The organism is Alkalihalobacillus sp. BA299 (assembly GCF_017745675.1).
Taxonomy (GTDB): Bacteria; Bacillota; Bacilli; order Bacillales; family Bacillaceae_F; genus Alkalihalobacterium.
Map to the genome: position 1 here is coordinate 26,534 of NZ_JAFLJM010000025.1, position 21,912 is coordinate 48,445.

The 21,912-nt window shown below is 35.9% G+C and carries 21 protein-coding genes, 5 tRNA genes and 1 other RNA gene; 10 read left to right on the top strand and 17 right to left on the bottom strand.

The features are described from left to right. The first annotated feature begins 34 nt into the window (after positions 1–34). Together J0N78_RS22725 and J0N78_RS22730 are read left to right on the top strand one after the other, a co-directional pair. Positions 35–388 (top strand): hypothetical protein, encoded by a 354-nt coding sequence (locus J0N78_RS22725; protein WP_209125380.1) that lies wholly within the window; start codon positions 35–37, stop codon positions 386–388. Positions 389–408: 20 nt separating this feature from the next. Then, on the top strand, positions 409–894 hold the full coding sequence (locus J0N78_RS22730; RefSeq protein ID WP_209125381.1) for a hypothetical protein: 486 nt from the start codon (positions 409–411) through the stop codon (positions 892–894). Between the two features lie 168 nt (positions 895–1,062). On the opposite strand, the gene J0N78_RS22735 is transcribed toward J0N78_RS22730, so the two are convergent. The 4 genes from J0N78_RS22735 to sodA all read right to left on the bottom strand — a co-directional run bounded on the left by J0N78_RS22735 (position 1,063) and on the right by sodA (position 5,537). Further along, the gene (locus tag J0N78_RS22735) at positions 1,063–3,087 is read right to left on the bottom strand and encodes a peptidoglycan D,D-transpeptidase FtsI family protein (protein WP_209125382.1); all 2,025 of its coding nucleotides are present in this window, start codon (positions 3,085–3,087) and stop codon (positions 1,063–1,065) included. Between the two features lie 133 nt (positions 3,088–3,220). After that, a non-coding RNA gene (gene ssrS / locus J0N78_RS22740) (6S RNA) lies at positions 3,221–3,398 on the bottom strand. Positions 3,399–3,481: 83 nt separating this feature from the next. Further along, complete coding sequence (locus tag J0N78_RS22745; RefSeq protein ID WP_209125383.1) at positions 3,482–4,768, bottom strand: MFS transporter; 1,287 nt, start codon at positions 4,766–4,768, stop codon at positions 3,482–3,484. 157 nt (positions 4,769–4,925) lie between these two features. Further along, positions 4,926–5,537, bottom strand: a complete 612-nt coding sequence (sodA, locus tag J0N78_RS22750; protein WP_209125384.1) for a superoxide dismutase SodA — start codon at positions 5,535–5,537, stop codon at positions 4,926–4,928. Between the two features lie 363 nt (positions 5,538–5,900). Between sodA and J0N78_RS22755 the strand changes: the two genes are divergently transcribed. Continuing rightward, on the top strand, positions 5,901–6,725 hold the full coding sequence (locus tag J0N78_RS22755) for an undecaprenyl-diphosphate phosphatase (RefSeq protein ID WP_209125385.1): 825 nt from the start codon (positions 5,901–5,903) through the stop codon (positions 6,723–6,725). Positions 6,726–6,783: 58 nt separating this feature from the next. Here the strand turns inward: J0N78_RS22755 and J0N78_RS22760 are convergent. The 5 genes from J0N78_RS22760 to J0N78_RS22780 form a co-directional block, all read right to left on the bottom strand. Next, positions 6,784–6,876, bottom strand: a tRNA-Ser gene (locus tag J0N78_RS22760). 63 nt (positions 6,877–6,939) lie between these two features. Beyond that, a tRNA-Ile gene (locus J0N78_RS22765) sits at positions 6,940–7,016 on the bottom strand. A 5-nt stretch (positions 7,017–7,021) separates the two neighbouring features. Next, a tRNA-His gene (locus J0N78_RS22770) sits at positions 7,022–7,097 on the bottom strand. A 20-nt stretch (positions 7,098–7,117) separates the two neighbouring features. Beyond that, positions 7,118–7,194 (bottom strand) — tRNA-Met (locus tag J0N78_RS22775). Positions 7,195–7,202: 8 nt separating this feature from the next. After that, positions 7,203–7,278: transfer RNA gene (locus J0N78_RS22780), tRNA-Asn, on the bottom strand. A 501-nt stretch (positions 7,279–7,779) separates the two neighbouring features. Here J0N78_RS22780 and J0N78_RS22785 point away from each other — a divergent pair. Further along, positions 7,780–8,583, top strand: coding sequence for a DUF1189 domain-containing protein (locus J0N78_RS22785; protein ID WP_209125386.1), 804 nt, complete (start codon positions 7,780–7,782; stop codon positions 8,581–8,583). A 195-nt stretch (positions 8,584–8,778) separates the two neighbouring features. On the opposite strand, the gene J0N78_RS22790 is transcribed toward J0N78_RS22785, so the two are convergent. Then, positions 8,779–9,414 carry an NfeD family protein gene (locus J0N78_RS22790; protein WP_209125387.1) on the bottom strand — a complete coding sequence of 212 codons (636 nt, stop codon included), beginning with the start codon at positions 9,412–9,414 and terminating at the stop codon, positions 8,779–8,781. 94 nt (positions 9,415–9,508) lie between these two features. On the opposite strand from J0N78_RS22790, the gene J0N78_RS26280 reads away from it, so the two are divergent. After that, on the top strand, positions 9,509–9,631 hold the full coding sequence (locus J0N78_RS26280; RefSeq protein WP_280637268.1) for a hypothetical protein: 123 nt from the start codon (positions 9,509–9,511) through the stop codon (positions 9,629–9,631). Positions 9,632–9,803: 172 nt separating this feature from the next. Here J0N78_RS26280 and J0N78_RS22795 read toward each other — a convergent pair whose 3' ends face one another. Both J0N78_RS22795 and J0N78_RS22800 read right to left on the bottom strand, forming a co-directional pair. Continuing rightward, complete coding sequence (locus tag J0N78_RS22795; RefSeq protein WP_209125388.1) at positions 9,804–10,676, bottom strand: DUF1002 domain-containing protein; 873 nt, start codon at positions 10,674–10,676, stop codon at positions 9,804–9,806. Between the two features lie 133 nt (positions 10,677–10,809). Beyond that, positions 10,810–12,033 carry an MFS transporter gene (locus J0N78_RS22800; protein ID WP_209125389.1) on the bottom strand — a complete coding sequence of 408 codons (1,224 nt, stop codon included), beginning with the start codon at positions 12,031–12,033 and terminating at the stop codon, positions 10,810–10,812. A 104-nt stretch (positions 12,034–12,137) separates the two neighbouring features. On the opposite strand from J0N78_RS22800, the gene J0N78_RS22805 reads away from it, so the two are divergent. Both J0N78_RS22805 and ispG read left to right on the top strand, forming a co-directional pair. Continuing rightward, on the top strand, positions 12,138–12,506 hold the full coding sequence (locus J0N78_RS22805; protein ID WP_247747496.1) for a hypothetical protein: 369 nt from the start codon (positions 12,138–12,140) through the stop codon (positions 12,504–12,506). A gap of 100 nt (positions 12,507–12,606) precedes the next feature. Then, the gene (gene ispG / locus J0N78_RS22810; protein WP_209125408.1) at positions 12,607–13,686 is read left to right on the top strand and encodes a flavodoxin-dependent (E)-4-hydroxy-3-methylbut-2-enyl-diphosphate synthase; all 1,080 of its coding nucleotides are present in this window, start codon (positions 12,607–12,609) and stop codon (positions 13,684–13,686) included. 120 nt (positions 13,687–13,806) lie between these two features. Here the strand turns inward: ispG and J0N78_RS22815 are convergent, their stop codons facing one another. After that, positions 13,807–14,205, bottom strand: a complete 399-nt coding sequence (locus tag J0N78_RS22815; RefSeq protein ID WP_247747498.1) for a DUF4190 domain-containing protein — start codon at positions 14,203–14,205, stop codon at positions 13,807–13,809. 118 nt (positions 14,206–14,323) lie between these two features. Between J0N78_RS22815 and J0N78_RS22820 the strand changes: the two genes are divergently transcribed. Next, entirely contained in the window at positions 14,324–14,899 is a 576-nt protein-coding gene (locus J0N78_RS22820; RefSeq protein ID WP_209125390.1) for a hypothetical protein, read from the top strand. Between the two features lie 41 nt (positions 14,900–14,940). Here J0N78_RS22820 and J0N78_RS22825 read toward each other — a convergent pair whose 3' ends face one another. The 4 genes from J0N78_RS22825 to J0N78_RS22840 all read right to left on the bottom strand — a co-directional run bounded on the left by J0N78_RS22825 (position 14,941) and on the right by J0N78_RS22840 (position 17,948). Beyond that, positions 14,941–15,372 (bottom strand): Fur family transcriptional regulator, encoded by a 432-nt coding sequence (locus tag J0N78_RS22825; RefSeq protein ID WP_209125391.1) that lies wholly within the window; start codon positions 15,370–15,372, stop codon positions 14,941–14,943. Beyond that, positions 15,369–16,226 (bottom strand): metal ABC transporter permease, encoded by an 858-nt coding sequence (locus J0N78_RS22830; protein WP_209125392.1) that lies wholly within the window; start codon positions 16,224–16,226, stop codon positions 15,369–15,371. Before J0N78_RS22830 ends, J0N78_RS22825 begins: the two co-directional genes overlap by 4 nt. Before the next feature lie 80 nt (positions 16,227–16,306). Beyond that, a complete protein-coding gene (locus tag J0N78_RS22835; protein WP_209125393.1) occupies positions 16,307–17,173 on the bottom strand; it encodes a metal ABC transporter permease in 867 nt (288 codons plus the stop codon). Next, complete coding sequence (locus J0N78_RS22840) at positions 17,166–17,948, bottom strand: metal ABC transporter ATP-binding protein (protein ID WP_209125394.1); 783 nt, start codon at positions 17,946–17,948, stop codon at positions 17,166–17,168. Before J0N78_RS22840 ends, J0N78_RS22835 begins: the two co-directional genes overlap by 8 nt. A 212-nt stretch (positions 17,949–18,160) precedes the next feature. Here J0N78_RS22840 and J0N78_RS22845 point away from each other — a divergent pair, with 212 nt between their 5' ends. Both J0N78_RS22845 and J0N78_RS22850 read left to right on the top strand, forming a co-directional pair. Beyond that, positions 18,161–19,699 carry a Ppx/GppA phosphatase family protein gene (locus J0N78_RS22845; RefSeq protein WP_209125395.1) on the top strand — a complete coding sequence of 513 codons (1,539 nt, stop codon included), beginning with the start codon at positions 18,161–18,163 and terminating at the stop codon, positions 19,697–19,699. An 85-nt stretch (positions 19,700–19,784) separates the two neighbouring features. Further along, the gene (locus J0N78_RS22850; protein ID WP_209125396.1) at positions 19,785–21,899 is read left to right on the top strand and encodes an RNA degradosome polyphosphate kinase; all 2,115 of its coding nucleotides are present in this window, start codon (positions 19,785–19,787) and stop codon (positions 21,897–21,899) included. Positions 21,900–21,912 lie beyond the last annotated feature (13 nt).

Consider the following 21,912-nt stretch of genomic DNA (forward strand, 5'->3'; position numbering starts at 1 on the left):
TTTTTAAATTTAGAAGGCGAGAAAGGGGATTTATATGGAGGTCATCATCATTACACTTTTCGTCTTAGCAATTATTTTACTAATAGCTTCTTTTTTTATGAAGGACCGTACAAAAGACCTTGAAAATCAATTAGAAGGGTTTACAATGACTTTTATGCAGGAAATTTACCAGCTAAAGAAAAAAATAACGATTTTAGAAGAAGAGCTATTACCTAGTAGAGAAGACCCTTATTTAAGTCCAATGAAAAAAAATACAACGAGTGGACTTATTAATGAAGTAGCTACCTATTACGATGCTGGTTATTCGATAGAAAAAATTGCAGAATTAACAACCCTATCAGATAGTGAAGTCCTTGGATTGATTGCAGCCTATCAACGTAAGGAATGATGAAAGAAACGAGGGATAAAATGACGAAAAAAACAGTGCAAGGAGTAGGGGCAGGAATTTTGCTCGCTACTAGTATTTTTGCATATATGTACTTTTTTCAGACGTCGCAAACAGAAATAGAGCAAGAGGATATTGAAATTCCTGAAATAGAATTAAGTAGTGAGGAAATGATGGAAATATTAAAAGATCAAGGCTTTATCGTCATGGACGAAGATGAATATCAAGTACTACTAAAAGGGAAAGAAGAAGCTGAAACAGAAGAAGCTCAAGATAGTGAAGTAGAGCCACAGCCTCAAGCTATCCATTATACAATTATTGAGATTCAAAGCGGGATGAGTAGTACAGAAGTAGCAAACTATTTAGAAAAAGTATATGTCTTAGAGGACACAACCGAGTTTCTCCAATTTCTACATGAGAATGAGCTAACTCATCAAATAAAGGCGGGCGAATTTGAGCTAAATAGTACAATGAGTGTCGAGGAAATTGCATTAGAAATTACACAATAAATACTTAAGAAAAGCGTAAGCGCCCGTTTACCGACGTACGGACTAGCCTCGGCCGCAGGAGATAAAGGAAACACGGAGTAGCGCTAGCGAGCCGATGGCACCTGCAGCAAGACATCCTCGAAATTTCTTATTCTTCAAAAGAGGCTGACAGCGAGTCAGCCTCTCTTTTTAATCAACATTTTCTTCTTCGTTTTCCTCGACTTCATCAACAACTGGGATGTTTACCTCCGGATTTTGACGCCTTTCTTCTAATTCAAAAAAAGTATCCATAACTCCACTAACAATATTCCTCGAGATTGAAACACTTGAATTCCTATTTACATTAGGAACAACGACAGCAACCGCTACTTTTGGATCATCGTACGGAGCATAAGCAACAAACGTTTGATTGTTCCCTCTCTTATTTAAGACCTGAGCGGTACCGGTTTTACCTGCTAGCTGGTAAGGTTTATTAGCAAGAGCTCGCCCAGTCCCTTGCGAACCTACAATAACTTGCCTGAATCCTCTTTGTACATGTTTTATGTGCTCATCACTCATTTCCACACGGTTCATGACAGTTGGTTGAAATTGAGTTATAACTCTTCCCAAATCTTCTTTTGATGAACTGGGTTCCCTTATTTCCTTGACAATCTGCGGTTTCATTCGATATCCGTCATTTGCAATCGTTGCAACGTATTGTGCTAATTGTAATGGCGTATACGTATCGAACTGTCCGATTGCAAGGTCAAGTAAATTACCCGGGTATTGTACACCGCCGTTAAACCCTAACGATTCTGAAGGTAAATCAATTCCTGTTTCAACGCCGAGTCCAAACTGATTTAAATAGTTACGAAACTCTTGATAGGATCCTTCTAAATCGTTCCAGCAACATTGCGAGCTATAATTGAAGCCTGCGATTCGCATCGCAATGTGAAACATATAAACGTTCGAGGACCTTTCTATAGCTGTTAAGCTATTAATATTCCCCATTGACCTTACGGATTGTTTCTGAACCCCCCCGACTCGGATCGGTGCGTCATAAATAACTGAATTAGGAACGATCACACCCGAGTGAAGGCCAGCTAATACAGTGGCTCCTTTGACAGTAGACCCCATCTCAAAAGACTTATTAACCACACCAAAATGATCGAAATCTCTACCTTCATACCCTGCCATAGAATAGATTTCTCCCGTTTTTGGATCCATCATGACGACATAAGCAGCAGGATCACGTAAATAAACGCCTCGATTACTTTCCACTTCTTTACGAAGGATGTCTTCAACTTTTGATTGTAGCTCTACATCAACAGTAAGAACGAGGTCATTTCCTCTTTGACCAATCTGTTCACTCGCTGTTCCAACGACTGAACCACGACTTGTAATATTCTCAACGACTGCTTTTTGACCTCTTAGGGCCTGTTCGTATTGCAGCTCAAGAAAACTTGTTCCAACAATATCAGACCTGTCATAGCCTCTTGATAAATAGTAATCTAAGCTTTCCCTCGGTATCGATCCTGTACGTCCAAAGAAGCTCCTAAACGTATCGTCATAAACGTATTTTCTTGTGGCATCTCTTAAGATATCAACACCTGGTAATTCATCAAGATGTTCACTAATTGCATGAGCCTCTTCTAAAGTGATCCCTTGTTTTATACGTTGGGGGGCTAAAGCATAGCCTCGATCCATTTCACGCTTAATCGCAAGGACACTTTTTTCCGCTTCCGTTATTTCTGCTAAATCTTCATTTGTTATTCGTTCTAAAGTTAATTGGTACTCCTCATTATTATCTAGGTTTCTCCGTTCTTCAGCACTCACTTTTTCAAGCGCCTGTTCTCTTCTAGTTAAGATCCAAAAATCTTTCATATCACGCTCAGTAATACTAGAAGTTTCTAAATCAATTAATTTTGCTAATTTTTGAGCGACTTCTAATTTTTCTTGTTCAGATGGGCGTGGGGGCTGTGTGTAGGTGAGAGAAAGTTCTAATTCATTATCAACAACGATATTACCGTAGCGATCATACATTAATCCTCTTGGAGCATCAATTCGAGCAGTTACATGACTCGTACGTTCTAGTTCGCGAGTAAAATCTTCCCCTTGGACAATTTGGACGACTCCTAACCTTAAGATAAGTGCAGAAAAAAGGATAAATACAGCAAAAAATAATATATTCAATCGCGTCGGGACATGGTTTTTTTTCTTTTTTTGATTTGTCATCTTCATTCCCTCTCTATAGAGTAAGCTTCCAATTATTTCACATGAAAATAGAAGCTGACCCAGTATTAAATGTCAGGCACCTAAGTAGATGAGCATAGACATTTATGAGTCAGCCTCTTATTATTTTAAAAATAAGGAACCCGCGTATGCCGTTGCCCTATTGTTTCAAGAACCTACACTCGTAGGTGGGTGTTCGCAAAAGATTCTTCAACGTCCTTGTATAAGGCATGTTGTTAAATCTTTAATATAGAACTCCCTTTTTAAATCCACGGTTCGAAACAAGTAGAGGCTAACTAACACGGCAGGTTGTGTTTTTGGATTGTATAAGTATTATACCATATGAAAATATAATTTTTAAAGTTAAGTTTCGCTTTCCCACAGTTTTTCAACAAATTTAGACAGTAGTGCCTCCACTGTCCCCTTCTCCCTTTTGTTGCCGGGAAAAACTATACGTTTCCCCACCTTTATTCATAGAAAATTTGACTTTTCTCACAAAGAAATAAATGATTAAGTGCCCCGCACCTAGTATTAGAAAAAGAGCTGGAATTCCGTGTTCCTCATTAAAGACTGTAATCGTAATAATGAAGGCAAGGACAGAGACAACTCTCCCTAAATTTAAAAATAATTCACGAACAACGATATATTCTACGCGCATTTCTGCAGCCTTCCATCCTTTCCCAATTACATCATACGTTAAAGAAACGTACGGTACGAGTAGCATCGGATAGGCGATCGATATAACAACGGCGTACATAATGAGCCTAGTAAAGTTTAAATCCGTAATAATGATGAATATAGCTAAATAAAGGATTATCCCTCCAAGTAATATCGATTTCTTTCGATAAGAAGGCTTCATAAGGCGAGTTGCAAGGTAGTAACAGATAAATGAAACAGCTGAAGCAACCAGTCCATATGTACCGATAGCAAGTTCACTACCAGTTGCTATATATACCCAAACGACGATAACAAAAACAAAGGTTCCTTCTCTTAGCCCTTGAAAAAAATGAGCATGAAGAATATGTTTCCAATTTTCATTTCGTTTTCTTTCTTTTAAAATAGCAAGAAATGAAAAGCTGCCTGATGCAGGTCTTCTCTTTAAAAATAGGCTTGTTATCACTGCAACAACAAACAACGTTAGTGATATTCCAAAAATGATTTTATACCCAAAAAATCTCTCCATTCGCGTGATAATAAACCCTGCTAAAATTGGTCCAATCATTCCAGCAAATGAAGTTAATAACCCTAAAAATCCATTGAAAAAATCTCTTGTTTCTGGTTCTGTAATTTCAAATGTTAATACATTAAAAGCTAACCAATAAAATCCAAAACCAATCCCTAATAATGACCCTAACAAAATTAAATACTGTGCTGCATTTTCACCTAAGAAAAGGACTGTAAAGAAGAAAACGGATAGGAAACTTACTCCTAACCGCAGCACGATAACACGATCAATCTTTTTTGCCCATCTTCCTGCAAGAATAAATGTAATCGGCTGCATAACAACGGATGATAAATTATAAAGTGCAATATCAAGAAATTCTCCAGACTGCTTCCACAAATATACATTAACAAATGTATTAGATAATGCAATACTTAGAGCATAAAGCCCACCAATCGTTAATAAAAGGATTAAATCTCGATTTACTTCCACATCCCCAACTAACTTTTGCATCATTTTCATGCCGACACTACACCACCTTAAGTGTAGTTTGGCGATTTTAAATGGTCGTTATACAATAATTATGATTATGGGGGGGCTCATAAATATCTGCACTCCTCTTACTTACACAAAACACCGCTAACCATTTCATGATTAGCGGTGTTTTTCGGTTATGATATTATTTAGCTTCGCTATATAGCTTAGCTACTTCATCCCAGTTTACTACGTTCCAGAACGCATTAATGTAATCAGGACGACGGTTTTGATAATTTAAGTAATACGCATGCTCCCATACGTCTAATCCTAAAATTGGAGTTTTCCCTTCCATTAATGGAGAATCTTGGTTTGGAGTGCTCATTACTTCAAGCTCACCATTGTTAACAGCTAACCAAGCCCAACCAGAACCAAAGCGAGTTGCCCCAGCTTTAGCAAACTCTTCTTTAAAGCTTTCAAGACTTCCGAATTTACTGTTGATTGCTTGAGCTAAATCACCAGATGGCTCACCGCCACCGTTCGGGCTTAATAAAGTCCAGAATAAAGAGTGGTTAGCATGTCCTCCACCATTGTTTCTTACTGCTGTACGAATATTTTCTGGTACAGCATCTAAATTGCTAATTAAGTCTTCAACTGATTTGCTTGAAAGCTCATCATGACCTTCTAAAGCATTGTTTAAGTTTGTTACATACGTATTGTGATGCTTTCCATGGTGGATGTTCATTGTTTGCTCATCAATATGAGGTTCTAGAGCGTTTGCAGCATAAGGTAATGCAGGTAATTCATACTTTGCCATTTTTTCATTTCCTCCCTAAACAATTGTTTTTCATAATAATTTGGAAAAGTGAGACAATGCAGTTAATATATTTAAGCAACAGAAATGTTTACTAAGTTGCTCAATAATTACATTATCAGAAAAAACCAGAACATGCAATTGATATGTATTATGGATTTAATCGCTTTCTAGTTTCTTATTCCACACTATACATTACCCTTTTTTTTATAATAATAATCAAAACATACATAATTACCGGACATACCCCATATTGTGAATTACGTACATATACTGGAGTTCAAAAGGAGCAGAAAAATAGTTGTAAAAATTCTTATTAAGGTTCTGTACTCCTTTTTGAACAAATATTCTAAGGAGGGTGTGAGCTTGCATTGGTTTGAAGCACTTTTATTAGGGATTATCCAAGGAATATCAGAATTTCTACCTATCTCTAGTTCGGCACATTTAGTTATAGCTGAAAAATTATTAGGGATTCGTATGTCTACTGGAAGCCTTACGTTTGAAGTACTTCTTCACGCAGCATCTTTATTAGCAGTTATTTGTTTTTTTTGGAGAGATCTATTAGTGATCTTAAGGGATTTTTTTCATTATTTATTTACAAAAGATAAGGAGGCAAAGGCAAACTATCGCTTCGCCTGGTTAATTGTAGGGGCGACAATTATTACAATGGGAGTAGGAAAAGGCATTGAAGGTGTCATCGGAAATAACCTAACAAATTCGTCAACGATTGGCGCTTCTTTAATTGTAACCGGAATATTTTTAATTTTAATGGAACATGGAATAAATATCGGAAAGCGTACTGTTAAAGACATGACCTGGAAGGATTGTGTCATCATTGGATTCGGTCAAGCTCTAGCAGTTATTCCTGGGATTTCAAGAGCCGGAAGTACTCTCATTGTATCATTATGGTGTGGTTTAGATAAAAAAACAGCTGTTCGCTATTCATTCCTTTTATCAATTCCTGTAATTACGGGGATTACTATTTTAAAAATTCCTGAAATTACAACAAACACTTTTTCAGGTGTAGGCTTCGAGCTTTTCATCGCATGTATCACTTCATTTATTTTTGCTATTATTGGTATACAGTGGCTTATTCAAATGTTAAATCAAGCAAAGCTCACTTACTTTGCCATCTATTGCATTGGACTTGGTACAATCACATGGATCTTTCTAAACGACCTACAAATGTAAAGAAAAGCTTATGACTGAAAATTCCCTTTCAATCATAAGCTCTAATATGTATAAAATATGGCGGAGGAAGAGGGATTCGAACCCCCGCGCGGTTTAACCCGCCTGTCGGTTTTCAAGACCGATCCCTTCAGCCGGACTTGGGTATTCCTCCGTTTTAGATGTATTATATTAAAAAATAATTTTTCTTCTTACTTCAAATTTCTAACTACTAGAATGGTGGACCCTGTAGGACTCGAACCTACGACCAATCGGTTATGAGCCGACCGCTCTGACCAACTGAGCTAAGGGTCCATTGATGGGGCGATTGATGGGAATCGAACCCACGAATGCCGGAGCCACAATCCGGTGCGTTAACCACTTCGCCACAACCGCCATCATTATGAAATTAAAATTGGTAGCGGCGGAGGGAATCGAACCCACGACCTCACGGGTATGAACCGTACGCTCTAGCCAGCTGAGCTACACCGCCAAAATGTTTGGCTCCACAGGCAGGACTCGAACCTGCGACCGATCGGTTAACAGCCGATTGCTCTACCAACTGAGCTACTGTGGAATAATAACGACAATTTTAATTATATATCAAATCATCTTTTTTAGTCAATACCTAATTACGTTTTCGTAAATGAGTAATAGGATGAAAATGTTAGTGACGAAAAGTAATATATCATAAACTTTCTTCTATGACAAGGTATTTTTAAAATAACTGTTCCCTAACAAGAAAAGCGGAAGCGCCCGTTTACCGATGTACAGACTGAACTGAACCGCAGGAGATAAAGGAAACACGAAGAAGCGCTAGCGATCCGATATTGACTTATCGTACGGAGGTGAGGGAAGTGTCGCTAGTCGGTGGGCGCTGGAGAGCCAGCAATTAGTGTCTTGACTTTTAGACACGTTTGATGGACCGAAGCGACCTCGAGCCGATGACACCTGCAGCTAGACATCCTCGAAATTTCTTATTCTTTAAAGTAGGTTATCCCTTGTAGCATTTTTTTTTCTCTTGTAAAATGTATGGTGGTAGTTGCTAATTATAGGAAAAGGAGTAGACTTAATTAAAATGAATATATTTAATCAATTGATAAAAAGCTTATATTCTCCTAAAGATATCGCTACATTTCGATTTCAAGGTATTGGAAAGACGATTTTTTATGTATTTTTATTAATGGCGATTATTTCAATACCAAATGCGATTAGTTTATCAACAACTGCTTATCAAGGCGTCAACTATTTAGCAACATCTTTGCAAGAAGAAATTCCTGATTTTGCTTTCCAAAACGGTGTACTGACTTCAGATTTATCATCGCCATACATTGACGGGGATGATAATGCAGTTTTTATACTTGATTCTACTGGCCAATTAAGTGTCGATGATATTTATGAATATGATAATGGCTTAGCATTACTTGAACGAGAGGCAGTCATTATGACTGACGGTATGGCAGAAACTGTCCGCTATCGAGATTTAGGAAATCTCAATTTAACAAAAGAAGAAATTTCAGGTTTAGTTAATGGTGTTGCTGATGTTCTTCCTGTTATTCTAAGTATTATATTATTATTATTGTACTTATTTTTTACAGCGTTAAAATTCATCGGTGTTACTGTATTAGCTTTAATTGGATTAATGTTAAAAAATAAAGCAGGTCAAAACTTAAAGTATCGACACTTATGGATACTATCAGCTTATACTGTAACATTAGCAACTGCGCTCTTTGCTTTAACTGAAGCTTTCGGTATTTATATCCCATTCTCATTTTTATTCTATTGGGTTATAGCTATCTTCATGTTATACCGGGTTCTTCATTATGTTCCTAAACCTACACCTCGAAACGATGTAGAAACTACTCCTCCAGTAACGGATTGAATGCTTTTAAGGGGCTGACCTATGTCAGCCCCTTTCTTATTAAACTTCTTCTACTTTAAAGTCTGATGTTAATTCTTGGAGACTTTTTGATATTTGGTTTAACTCTTTTGCATTGTATTATTTTCTTTCGTTTGAAGTAATTGTTGATTAGAAACAGCTGTCATTTGTTCTGTACTTGCTATCTGATGAATTAAATTATTCATCTTCAATTTTTTTTACAACAATACGAGTTCCGTCAACCGAAACTACTTCAACTACGGTCTCTTGTGCTAACCAATTATTCTCACTCGTTGCACTGTATTGCTTACCTTCCACTTCAATTGTACCAATCGGACGAAATGGTGTGACTGTTTTTGCTCTTTTTCCTACTAAATCTTTATACGTAGTATTTAGCGAATTATAACCTTGTTCCCCAGTTAACTGATCTTTTAATGTCATTTTTGACCATAATTTTCGCGAAGGAAAAACCTTGAGAAAAAGTAAGGACGCAGCTGCTCCTAGCACTAATCCCATCGCTACTAATGCTCCGTACACAAAGTTTGGAGCGGGTACTGCTAAACCAACTATCATTAATATAATGCCAAGCAGTGCAATTGTACCATCACTAATCACTTTTCCATCGACAATTATTAATAAAAGACCTAAAATGTACAACAATATGACCCAAATTCCTGTATCTCCGGCAATATGGTAAGAAAAATAAACAGCCATAATACCAATTCCTAGTACACCAAAGATGCCTTTTGCCTTAACCAGTAACTCGCCAATTAAGAAAAGGGTTCCTAAAAATACAACGAGAAATCCGATACTTGCAATATTTAGAACTTCCATTTACTTCAACCCCCAATCATTTAAAATATACGAGTTAAAACGAAAGAAGTTTCATTTCATTTTTTGGTTAAACTACTTATGAGGTGAAAAAAGTATGAAAAAAAATAATAAAAAAGGTGTGGGTCCACAAAAGACTGTAGATCATACTTTGCAACAGCAACAGTCTACTGCTTCAAACGCTTTTGCACCAGTAAAAACAAAAGCACTACTTGTCTAAAGTGATTTCAAAACTACATATTATAGAAGGAGGTATTTTTTAGTAGGTTTCAGTTAATGAATATTAGTTACTAAGTTCATTAATTAAATATCTGATTAGCGAGTGAAACGTGATTTTCACTCGCTGACTTATTCTCCTTGGCGGCCACATAGTATTATACACAGCCATTCATTTATTTAAATAACTCTTTAATTGCTTCAATAAAGCGTTGAAGTACATCTAATAAAGAAGCGATAAAGGATTGAGTATCTTCACGATTTAGGAAATCACCTAAATTATCACGAATTTTCCCAATTTGATTTTGAACTTGGTTCCAATCAATATTTAAATCCTTTAAACGCATAAATAGTGAAACGAGACCGTTTAATTCTTCTTCTGTTAAAGTAACGCCTAACTCTTGTGCCACTCTTTGGATGAGTTGACGAAGGTCCTCTTCTGATTCAACAGGGTTTTTAGCAATTTCTTCTTTAATACGGTTCATTAACTCTGTTGCTTCTTCCATACCGATACTTTCTGCAAGCTTACCCGTACGCACCATTTCTTCATTAGCAATTTGCTTCTGTTCTTCAGGAATATCAATTTCAGTTGTAACTTCATAAGCCTTAATGATGCCCGTTAAACCTGCTGTACCAGATACTTCAAATGGTGCTGTTACATAAATATCAGCATCTTTTACACCAGCAGTTACAAGTGCATTAGCATACATCGCTTCTGAAACCCAGCTAATATTATTTGTCTCTACATTAAGACCTGATCCAGATTCTGTTAATGTAATCATTGAAGATGAAATCGATCTTGTTCCTATTTGCCTCGCACTTACATAGTTTCCTAAATATTGATGCTCTTCTTCATTCGTTACAAAAATAATTTCTACATTTTCTGGTGCGCCCATTTCATTTAATAAGCTTTTCTGTTGTTCTGCTGTTAAATTCTCTCCTAGCGTAACAATCATATCACCAGGCGCTGCATCAGCAGCAACAATACTTGGTATGAGTAATGTAAAAACAAGTAACAATGGAATTAGTTTCTTTTGCAACCACTTCATAATATTCATCTCCTTTGAGATCTCTTTAAAAAAGTTAACGTACTAAACTTAAGAAAACAATTTTTCAAAGAAAATTTAAAGTGACTTTTGACCTATTTATTTGTGTAAAACTATAAAAAATACCCATCTTTTTTCATATTATGGAATGACATTCCTTTAAAATAGGTATGCAAGTCCATGATGAAATTAGAATTACAAACGAAATGCCAACTAAAAAAAATGACGAGAAAAACAATTCCGTTTCATCATACATTAGTAAACTAAATGTAATTGGACCGAAAGCGACCCCTAAAAAGCGGATCATTGAATATAAAGATACAACTAATCCTCTTTCATGTACTCCTACAGATGAAGTCACTGCTGTATTTGCAGCAGGAAGAAAAAAACCTAAGCCAATCGAAGCTAATGAAATTAACAACAACAGACTGATTAATCCATGGAAAAAGATTAGAAAAGCAAAACTGATCAACAAGATACTTAATCCCAGTAATAAATAACGCTTAACTTTATCTCGGTCGTCCCCCATATTTCTACCCGTCCAATATGAAAATACTGTTAAAGCAATAAGCGGAAGCGCTAGATATATCCCTTTTTGAACCCCATAAATTCCATAGCTCTCTTCAAAATAATAAGACATAAAGAACATAAGTCCGAACAAAAGCAATAAACCAACACCACTTGCCAAAAAGATAGGGATTAACCATTTAAACTCTCTTACAATAATCGTAAATACAGATCGACGGTATTCCGAAATACGCATTGGCTTTACATCTCTAGTTCGCTCATTCACCCAAACTTTTATCCCCCAATAAGCAAAAAAAGCGAAGAAGAAGTAAACCCAAAAAGTCCCAAACCATATAAATACCGCAATAAATGCACCAACAATTGGACTTATCACTTTTCCGAGGCTATTAAATACCTCAACAGCTCCCAATGCTTTACTTCTTTCAGTTCCTTCAAATAAATCACCCGCTAAAGCCATGGCCATCGGAGAAGTACCACCTGCTCCAACACCTTGGAAAAAGCGACCAAATAATAATAATGAGAAAGCAGCTTGTCCCTTTAATAAAACAGGAGCTAGACCCGACATGATACTCCCTATCATGATAAAGAGGAGAGAAAGCATGACTACCTTTTTTCTCCCTACTCTATCCGATATTCCCCCGATGATCGGGATCATCAATGCAGCTGGAATAGAAAATACCGTTAGAATAAGTCCCCCCTCTATAGCCGTTAATTGTAATTCATGCTGGATATTTGGAATAATCGGAATAAACATTGAATTTCCAACGACCATAACAAATGGAAGTAAGCCGATTATTAAGATAATCATTGTTGTGGAAGACGACTTTTTCAATGGAATTCCCCTTCCTCAAAAGACAAATCATTTTTTAGTCATATTTACTAAAAGACATGAATATATATTGTTAAGATATTTACTTTAATAAGGAGGACAAGCTATTGAGCACCAAATTGAGCTTTAAACATAGTCTTGCTTTAATTTTAATTGTTATTATTGCATGTTATAGCCTTTATTATGATCTTACGACTGGTACTTTACCCAAAGTTAACGATAGTTCAACAACCAAAGCTCCACAAGAAAATCAAGTAAATATCGCTATCGAAGAAGAAGCCTTACCTGCACAAGAAGTTGTTGTTGAAAATGGCTATACCGTTCTTTCGATTGTAGAACATCTGCACGAAGGACCTGTACCCGCCTCCATTCAACAAATTATTTATGATTTTCAAGAGTTAAATCCCGGTGTCACTGCAGATAAAATACAAGTTGGAAAAACATATTTGTTTCCCCTTTACACAAATTCTGAATAACAATACCTTGCCAAACAAAATAGGTGACTGATAGAATATATACGTGTGCCATTTATACACATTAGTTGAAAATAAAAGGGGCGAACGATTCATGACCCAAATCACTCACCGAACACAAACTCGGCCAGTGCAAGTTGGCGGAATTACAATAGGTGGCAATAATGAAGTTGTTATCCAAAGTATGACAACCACTAAAACACATGATGTTGAAGCAACTGTTGCAGAAATCAAGCGGCTAGAAGAAGCAGGTTGTCAAATTGTTAGGGTAGCTTGTCCTGATATGCGTGCAGCAGAAGCAATTTCTGCAATAAAAGCAAGAATTAATATTCCTCTTGTTGTAGATATACATTTTGATTATAAACTTGCATTAAAGGCGATTGAAGGTGGAGCTGACAAAATCCGAATTAATCCAGGCAATATTGGAAAGCGGGAAAAAGTAGAGGCTGTTGTGAAAGCCGCAAAAGAAAAAGGTATTCCAATTCGTATTGGAGTTAATGCAGGATCCCTTGAGAAGAAAATTTTAGATAAATACGGTTATCCTACTGCAGATGGCATGGTTGAAAGTGCATTGCATCACATAAGTATTCTTGAAGAACTTGATTTCCATGATATTATCGTATCAATGAAAGCATCTGATGTGAACTTAGCAATAGAGGCTTATGAAAAAGCCGCAAAAGCGTTTAGTTATCCACTTCACTTAGGTATCACCGAATCAGGCACTTTATTTGCTGGTACAATTAAGAGTGCAGCTGGATTAGGTGCAATTCTAAATATGGGCATTGGAAATACAGTTCGTATCTCATTAAGCGCTGATCCTGTTGAAGAAGTAAAAGTAGCACGTGAATTGCTGAAGTCATTTGGATTAGCTGCAAATGCAGCTACTCTTATTTCATGTCCTACTTGTGGCCGAATTGAAATTGACTTGATAAAAATCGCAAATGAAATTGAAGATTATATTTCAACCATTAAAGCACCGATCAAAGTTGCAGTTCTTGGATGTGCTGTAAATGGTCCAGGAGAAGCGAGAGAAGCCGATATTGGAATAGCAGGTGCGCGTGGTGAAGGCTTATTGTTCAGACATGGTGAAATCGTTAGAAAAGTTCCCGAGGAAATAATGGTCGAGGAATTGAAAAAAGAAATTGATAAAATTGCTTTAGAAAAACTAGCTAAACAAGAATAGTTAACTTTTTAATCACCTGATAATTATGGAGTAATAAGCACACGCTAGACGCGTGTGCTTATTTAATAACTCCCCTTCAAAATTGTAGGTGATGGTGATATGGATTCCTGCTTTGACTTACTAAAAGAATGGCGAGAAAAAGACGGTCAAGATTATCGACAATGCACCAATACCAATAGCCCAGTTACCAAGTGCATTTGCCCCAGCCCTTCTCGCTACGAATCCGACAATGATCCCTGCTGCTCCTAAAAGGATTGGCAAGAAGAACAATGACAGAATGGAAAGCACAATAGCAAATGTTCCGACTCCACGACCACCAGCGATCGCGTCGTCATCGTTTGCTTCTGCTGTTTCTTCCCGTTCTTCTGTACGTCCACCAAATGCTCCCGTCATTGGTGTAACTTCAGCAGCCGTTTCCTCTTCAAATGTCTCTGGTCTTTCACGGTCTCTTTCTTCTGGCCTTACATCAATGGTATGATCATCTTCATTGAAGCCTTTATAATCATTATTATCAGCCAAAACTAATCCCTCGCTTTCTATATTTGGGGGAGCATTAATAGTATGACTCACGCGCCATTGAATATAGGTGACAATGATTGCATGCATAGGAAACGATTTATTTTTTAAGAGGTGAATTATGAAAAAATCAAAAGTATTCGGTTTTGATATCGATGGAACTATTACAGATCCCGCTACATTTGTCCCGTATTTAAATAAACACTTTAACAAAAATATTACTTTAAATGATATTACAGAATATGACTTAACCCAAGTTCTTGGTGTAACATCAGAACAATTTTGGAAATGGATGAAAGAACATGAAAGTCATATTTATTCAAAAGCTGATTTAGCTAGCTATGCCAAAAATGCGCTTAATACATGGAAAAATACCCATAAAATGATTTACATAAGCGCAAGAGGAGATCATTTGTATGAATTAACCGAAAAATGGTTTCAAACAAAGAAAATTCCATATGACCAAATTAAATTAATTGGCAGTCATAATAAAATCAACTCTATAAAAGAACAAAGACTTGATATTTTCTTTGAAGATAAACATGATAATGCATGTGATATTGCTGAAGAGTGCAAAATACCTGTTTTACTATTTGATACTCCATACAATCGTCTTTCTGTTCCAAACAATGTTATTAGAGTACAAAACTGGAATGAAGCGACCCATTGGGTAGACCTATGGTTAAAGCAAGAGTAATAAGAAAGGAAAGAGGTTCCTTGTTGGATCCTCTTTCCTTTTTATTGTAATTCAGTCTGAACGGGTGTACAGCTATTACAATATCCGTATATTTCAAACTTATGTCCAGTCACTTCGAAATCCTGGAATTTAATATTTAAATCCTCCATAGGGCAATTGTGGACAGCTTTTGTTTTTCCGCATTCTAAACAAATTAAATGATGATGATGATGGGAAGTGGAGCATGAGAAACGAAACTTTTTTTCACCCTCTAATTCGGTTACTTCTAATATATCCAAATCGGCAAAGACAGCTAAGTTTCGATAAATCGTATCAAAACTTAAACCTGGATAATCGTTACACATTTTCTCAAGTACATCTTTAGCTGAAAGATATCTTTTTTCATCAGCAAATAATCGAATCATTTCTTCACGCTTTTTTGTATATTTATATCCTTTTTCCTTTAATCGTTCCAGGGCTTGCGACACATTCATAAAGTAACTTTCTCCTTTCGTTTCCCTTTAAGTAGATGATGAAGAAGGTGAGCTATAATAAGCCAAATCGTACCAAACAATACAATTCCTCCACCAGTTGCAATATTTAAATAATATGAAAAGTAAGAACCGGTTACCATTGACAACTGTCCAAACAAAACAGACAAGAGCAGCAAGCTTTTAAAGCTTTTCGCAAAGACAATTGCAGCTGCAGCTGGTAAAACAATCATGGCACCCACAAGTAATATCCCAACAACTTTCATCGAGACTCCGATTACTAATGCAATTAAAAAAGAAAATATTAAATTGATGCGTTTGACCAATATTCCTGATACTTTTGCAAACTCTTGATCAAATGAAATTGAGACAAACTCTTTATAAAACAATGACAATATAATAAGCACTAAGATTGAAGTAAAGATCATAAAGTGTAAATCCTGTAACGTTACACTGACAATGCTTCCGAATAAATACGTAAACCACTGATTATAACCCGTTTTAGATATACTAATAATAATTGCACTCAATCCAACTCCCGTTGAAAGAATAATGGGAATGGCTATTTCTTGAAAATCTTTATAGAGCTGTCTTAATCTTTCAATTATTAACGATCCTATAAATGCAAATACTAACCCAAAATATAGTGGATTTACCATTGAAAAAACAGCAAGCGATTGAGTTAGTAAAATACCTGCCGCAATTCCTGTTAACGTAATATGGGATAATGACTCCGAAATAACTGAAATTCTTCGAACGAGCAAAAATAATCCTAACAATGGACATACCAAACCAATTAATAGAGCCGCAACCATCCCTCGTTCAATAAAGGTTAAATTTGATAAGATTTCTAACATTCATGCACTCCTACTCTATTCTGTCTTATTGATTTTACTTTAGAACAAGGCTCAAGACAACAATGTAACTTCGCTCATTTTCAAGCACTAATGTTGGGCTTTCGTTTTAAAAAAAGTTTTTCCTTTAACTTTTTAATGGATAAGCATATCACTAATATAAGTACAGAAATGAGAACGATCGTTCCTCCAGGAGCTATGTCCAATTGAAAGGCAGCAATTAATCCTCCAATCACTGCTATTTCGCCGAAGATAATCGAATAAAAAAACATTTGTCTAAACCCTTTTGCAATTCTCATACTGGTCGCTACAGGAAGTGTCATTAATGCAGATACAAGGAGAATTCCAACGATTCGCATTGAAGCTGCAATAACAAGCGCAACTATTATAATGAACACAATATGGATAAAAGTCTTATTTAATCCAGAAACTGTTGCCTGTTCTTCATCAAAGGCTAAATAAAAGAGCTCTTTAAATAAGAAGATTGTAACGATAATTACAACGATGGATATAACTAGGACAGTATATAAATCTGAACGAGTTACCGTAATAACACTTCCAAACAAATAATTAAACAAGTCATTATTAAAGCCATCAGCTAAAGAAATCAGGACGACTCCAATTCCTATACCACTCGAAAGAAGAATGGGAATGGCCAGTTCCTTATAATATTTATAAAGGTTTCTTAGTTTTTCAAGAAGTAATGAGCCACCTACGGCTGCTCCCATCCCCATGTACAGAGGATTAATCCCTTGAAATAATACAAAATGTTTCCCTAATAATAAACTTGCAGCAATGCCTGTTAGCGTAATATGTGAAAGGGTATCTGCAATTAAAGATAATCGGCGAACAACAAGAAAAACTCCTAACATTGGCGCAATAAGTCCAATTAATAGCCCTGTATAAAAGGCATTTTGTAAAAACTCATATTTCAGAAAAGCATCAATCATGTTTGCAGCCCTCTTCACAATGATTGTGGCTTAAGAGTTGGACATTGTGGCCAAAAAAGGAGGAAAGGTTATGGTTTTTTTCAAATTCTTCGCGGTCACCATGAAAGTGTAATGTTGTATGAATGCAAGCGATGTCTGTCACATGCTCAACCATTGTACTTATATCATGGGTTACTAATAGTAACGTAATATTTTTATTCCGATTTAACTCCATTAACATTTGATAAAAAGATCGGACTGAGCTTGAATCAATACCAACAGTTGGCTCGTCTAAAATTAACAATTTAGGGTTGCTGACTAATGCTCTTGCAATGAACACTCGTTGTTGTTGTCCTCCAGATAATTCGCCAATATTTTGGTTCGTATATTCTGTCATTCCAACGTTTTTTATAGCTTCATGAACCTTTTTCTTATCTTTTTTTGTCATAAATCGAAATAGCCCTATTTTTGCATATAACCCCATTGAGACCACTTCATACACTGTCGCAGGAAAACCAGAATTAAAGCTATTTGCTTTTTGCGAAACGAAGCCTATTTTATCCCATGCTTTAAATTTATTCACACGCTGACCAAATAATAGAACTTCTCCTGTCTGTGGTGTTAATAACCCTAATATACATTTAATTAAAGTCGATTTTCCGGAGCCATTAGGTCCAACTAAACCTAAAAAAGCACCTTCTTTTACCTTTAAATTGACGTTTTCTAATACATCTTTGTTCTGATAACGAAAAGAAACTTTTTCGACTTCAATCGCATTATTCTGATAATCAATCATAATCTTCCTCCAAATTAATACTGTCCTTTTATTATAGCATAAATAAGAATTGTTCTTATTAATTAGACTTTGTTAAAGTAAATTGTTGATTTCATTCAGCACTACATAAACGAGTCACACATATGCAAAGTAACCTAGAAAATTATATAATAAAACAAATAAAGCTGATTTCCAATCAATAACTAACAGGTTTATAAGGGATGTGAATTTTCATGGCTCAAAAAAAATTAGCAATTATTGATATGGGCTCCAACTCCATTCGACTCGTCATCTACACTATACAGAGCAATGGCTGCTACCATGAATTACATAATTTTAAAGTGGTTGCTAGACTGAGTAGCCATACTTCAATTGACGGTAGCATAACAAATAAAGGAATTAAGATCATTGTAGATACTTTAACTCGATTTAATAAGATCATAAGAACACATCAAATTGATCAGATTAAAGGAGTAGCTACAGCAGCCATAAGGCTTGCACCAAATCAGAAAGAAGTATTAGAGATAATCAAAGATAAAACATCCCTGTCTTTTTCTATATTAAGTGATTACGAAGAAGCGTATTATGGCTATTTAGCTGTGACCAATTCTACAAATATTGAAAACGGGATTACGATTGATATTGGTGGTGGAAGCACTGAAGTTACCCTTTTTAAAAACAGGAAGTTATATGAGTATGTAAGCTTCCCATTTGGCGCAATCACCTTAAAGAAAAAATTTATTGAAAATGACCCTCCAACATTAGATGAAATGGACAAGTTAAAGACCTTTTTAGTTAAACAATTCTCTTCTTTAAATTGGATTGTAAACTCTAATCTCCCAGTTATTGGTATAGGTGGGACAGCCAGAAACTTATCTCTTATTCATCAACGAAAAATGAACTATCCATTACAAGGGCTTCATCAATTCGAATTAGCACCAAATAATATTGACGAAATCCAACAGTACTTACTACACTTATCTTTTCCGGAAAGGCAAAGCGTCGATGGGCTATCAAAAGACCGAGCAGATATCATTATACCAGCGATCGAAGCCATTTATTCACTCGTTAAAGTAACTAATGCACCACGCTTTATTATGAGCAATAAAGGATTAAGAGATGGAATTTTTTATGAAGAGGTTTTGCAACAAATAGGTATTGATCAATTTCCAAACGTCGCAGAGGAAAGTTTTTTTCAATTATCTAATACTTATCAAATCAATATTGATCATGTTAAACAAGTATCAAAGCTTGCTTCAGCCATTTATAAAGAGTTATCTCCATACCTCCTTGAAAAATACAATGATGAAGCTAATATGAGTTTGTTAAGATATAGCGCTAGAGTTCTTTATGTCGGGGAATATATAAGTAGTGAGGCAAGTAGCCAACATACGTTTTATTTATTATCCAACATGACGATCGATGGACTTACACATGAGCAGCGCCTTGCTATTGCACTCATTTCTTCATTTAAGTCAAAATCATATTTATCTCAATTTGCAGCACCATTTAACGAGTTGTTGACGAAGCAACAATTAAAACGGTATGAACTACTCGGAGCAATCCTAAAGTTTGCCTATGCACTGAACCGAACACGAAGAAACATCGTCAAAAAATGTTCCATTAGCAAAACATCAAAACGAGATTTATCCATACAATTCCTTTGTGATAGTGATTATTTTTTTGAGGAAGAACAAGCCTTAAAATATAAAAAACATCTCGAAAAAGTATTGAACTTTAACATTGAACTTCACTTCCAAAATAACGACTAATTTACATTGGCTTTACATAAAATTAACAATCAATTGATAAGATGATAGCTAGATTAGAAATATTGATTTTGGAAAGGTTGATAGTATGTCGACAAATCACATCGAACAAAAAACTCCTATCGATTTAAATGACCCAACCTTTTATAATAACCGTGAATTAAGTTGGTTAGCATTTAACGAACGTGTACTAGAAGAAGCAATTGATGAAAGAAATCCTTTACTAGAAAGATTAAAATTTTTAGCGATTTTCAGCTCCAATTTAGACGAGTTTTATATGGTACGTGTTGCAGGATTAAAGGATCAAGTAAAAGCTGGGTTTAATCGCCCTGAAAATAAAGCTGGACTTACTCCAAAACAGCAATTAAAAAAGATAGCGGAAAAAACTCAGCAGCTCGTCCGTCTCCAAGATAATATGTTTTGCGAGACGTTGTTACCAATGCTTTATCACGAAGGTGTTCACTTTTTATCTATTGATGAAGTCACTTCTGAACAAATGGAATTTTTAGAAGACCGTTTTACTCATTACATTTTCCCTGTACTTACACCGATGGCCATTGATGCCTATCGACCTTTTCCTATGCTCTTAAACAAAAGTTTAAATTTAGCTGTCTTATTAAAAGAGGAAAATATGCAACAAAATAAAGAACGCTTGGCAATCGTTCAGGTTCCTAGTGTGTTGAACCGTTTTATTCAATTACCAAATGGTGGAGATAAACATCAATTTATACTGCTTGAAGATGTAATTAGCCACTTTATAGGTAAACTCTTCCAAGGACATACCGTGAGCTCGGTATCACCATTCAGAATTACACGTAACGCTGATTTGACGATCCATGAAGAGGGGTCAAGAGATCTACTAAGAGAAATTGAAAAAGAACTAAAAAAGCGTAAATGGGGTGCTACTGTACGTCTTGAAGTGCAAGAAGGGTTAATGGAGCCTAAAGTGTTAAACCTCTTACTTGACGTACTAGAAGTTCATAGTAACGATGTGTATTCCTTTAAAGGACCATTAGATCTATCTTTTTTATTTAAACTCTACGGTAAGCTCATGACTGAGTTCGAACATTTAGCCAATGAAAATTTAATTCCACAACCTCCGGAAGATTTAGTAAATGAAGATAACATTTTTCAGGCCATTAATAAGAAAGATATTTTTCTTCATCATCCATATGAATCTTTTCACCCTATTCTTGATTTCTTGAGTATGGCTGCAGATGACCCAAATGTTCTTGCCATTAAACAAACTCTTTATCGTGTCAGTGGTGACTCACCAATTATTCATTCACTTGCACGAGCTGCAGAACAAGGAAAGCAAGTCACCGTGTTAGTAGAGTTAAAAGCACGATTTGATGAAGAGAATAATATTCAGTGGGCAAAAAAATTAGAAAAAGCCGGTGTACATGTGATCTATGGGATCACGGCATTAAAAACCCATAGCAAAATCACACTAGTTGTTCGCCATGAAAACAATCAAATTCAGCGTTACGTACACTTAGGGACAGGTAATTACAATGATTCAACTGCTAAGCTATACACAGATATGGGAATTCTTACGTCTGATGAAGGGTTCGGAATTGATGCAACAAACTTTTTTAATTACTTAAGTGGTTACAGTGATAAACCGGTTTGGAATCATATATCCACAGCGCCTTTTCAAATCAGAGATACGTTTATTGAAGCGATCGGCAAAGAAATTGATACTCATCTCCAATCAGGAAATGGTCGTATCATTGCAAAAATGAACTCCCTTACAGATAAACCGATCATTCTAAAGCTGTATGAGGCATCTCAAGCCGGGGTAAAAATAGATTTAATTGTTCGAGGAATTTGTTGTTTACGTCCAGGCATTGAAGGTGTGAGTGAAAATATTCGAGTTCGAAGTATTGTCGACCGCTTCCTTGAGCATAGTAGGATCTTTTATTTTCATCACGGAGGAGAAGATAAAATTTTCCTTTCATCTGCTGATTGGATGACAAGAAACATGGAAAAGCGAATTGAAATATTGTTTCCGATTCATAGTCCTAGTATTAAAAGAAGAATTATTGAAGTTCTAGATATTACGTTAAAAGATAATGTAAAAGCTAGGGAACAAGATAAAACTGGTCGTTATCATTATGTACCCCGCCAAAACGGGGAAAAACTTATTCAAAGCCAGCTTACATTTTACGAAATGGCAGCACGTTTTAGTGAAGAAGATTAAAGTACGAATGATC

Excerpts from the sequence above, each read along its gene's own strand:
- J0N78_RS22725 (WP_209125380.1), top strand. The coding sequence starts at position 35 with ATGGAGGTCATCATCATTACACTTTTCGTCTTAGCAATTATTTTACTA.
- J0N78_RS22735 (WP_209125382.1), bottom strand. The coding sequence starts at position 3,087 with ATGACAAATCAAAAAAAGAAAAAAAACCATGTCCCGACGCGATTGAAT.
- J0N78_RS22820 (WP_209125390.1), top strand. The coding sequence starts at position 14,324 with ATGAAAAAATCAAAAGTATTCGGTTTTGATATCGATGGAACTATTACA.
- J0N78_RS22840 (WP_209125394.1), bottom strand. The coding sequence starts at position 17,948 with ATGATTGATTATCAGAATAATGCGATTGAAGTCGAAAAAGTTTCTTTT.
- J0N78_RS22825 (WP_209125391.1), bottom strand. The coding sequence starts at position 15,372 with ATGAATGTGTCGCAAGCCCTGGAACGATTAAAGGAAAAAGGATATAAA.
- J0N78_RS22730 (WP_209125381.1), top strand. The coding sequence starts at position 409 with ATGACGAAAAAAACAGTGCAAGGAGTAGGGGCAGGAATTTTGCTCGCT.
- sodA (WP_209125384.1), bottom strand. The coding sequence starts at position 5,537 with ATGGCAAAGTATGAATTACCTGCATTACCTTATGCTGCAAACGCTCTA.
- J0N78_RS22790 (WP_209125387.1), bottom strand. The coding sequence starts at position 9,414 with ATGGAAGTTCTAAATATTGCAAGTATCGGATTTCTCGTTGTATTTTTA.
- J0N78_RS22850 (WP_209125396.1), top strand. The coding sequence starts at position 19,785 with ATGTCGACAAATCACATCGAACAAAAAACTCCTATCGATTTAAATGAC.
- J0N78_RS22795 (WP_209125388.1), bottom strand. The coding sequence starts at position 10,676 with ATGAAGTGGTTGCAAAAGAAACTAATTCCATTGTTACTTGTTTTTACA.
- J0N78_RS22835 (WP_209125393.1), bottom strand. The coding sequence starts at position 17,173 with ATGATTGATGCTTTTCTGAAATATGAGTTTTTACAAAATGCCTTTTAT.
- J0N78_RS22785 (WP_209125386.1), top strand. The coding sequence starts at position 7,780 with ATGAATATATTTAATCAATTGATAAAAAGCTTATATTCTCCTAAAGAT.
- J0N78_RS22830 (WP_209125392.1), bottom strand. The coding sequence starts at position 16,226 with ATGTTAGAAATCTTATCAAATTTAACCTTTATTGAACGAGGGATGGTT.
- J0N78_RS22745 (WP_209125383.1), bottom strand. The coding sequence starts at position 4,768 with ATGAAAATGATGCAAAAGTTAGTTGGGGATGTGGAAGTAAATCGAGAT.
- J0N78_RS22845 (WP_209125395.1), top strand. The coding sequence starts at position 18,161 with ATGGCTCAAAAAAAATTAGCAATTATTGATATGGGCTCCAACTCCATT.
- J0N78_RS26280 (WP_280637268.1), top strand. The coding sequence starts at position 9,509 with ATGAAAAAAAATAATAAAAAAGGTGTGGGTCCACAAAAGACTGTAGAT.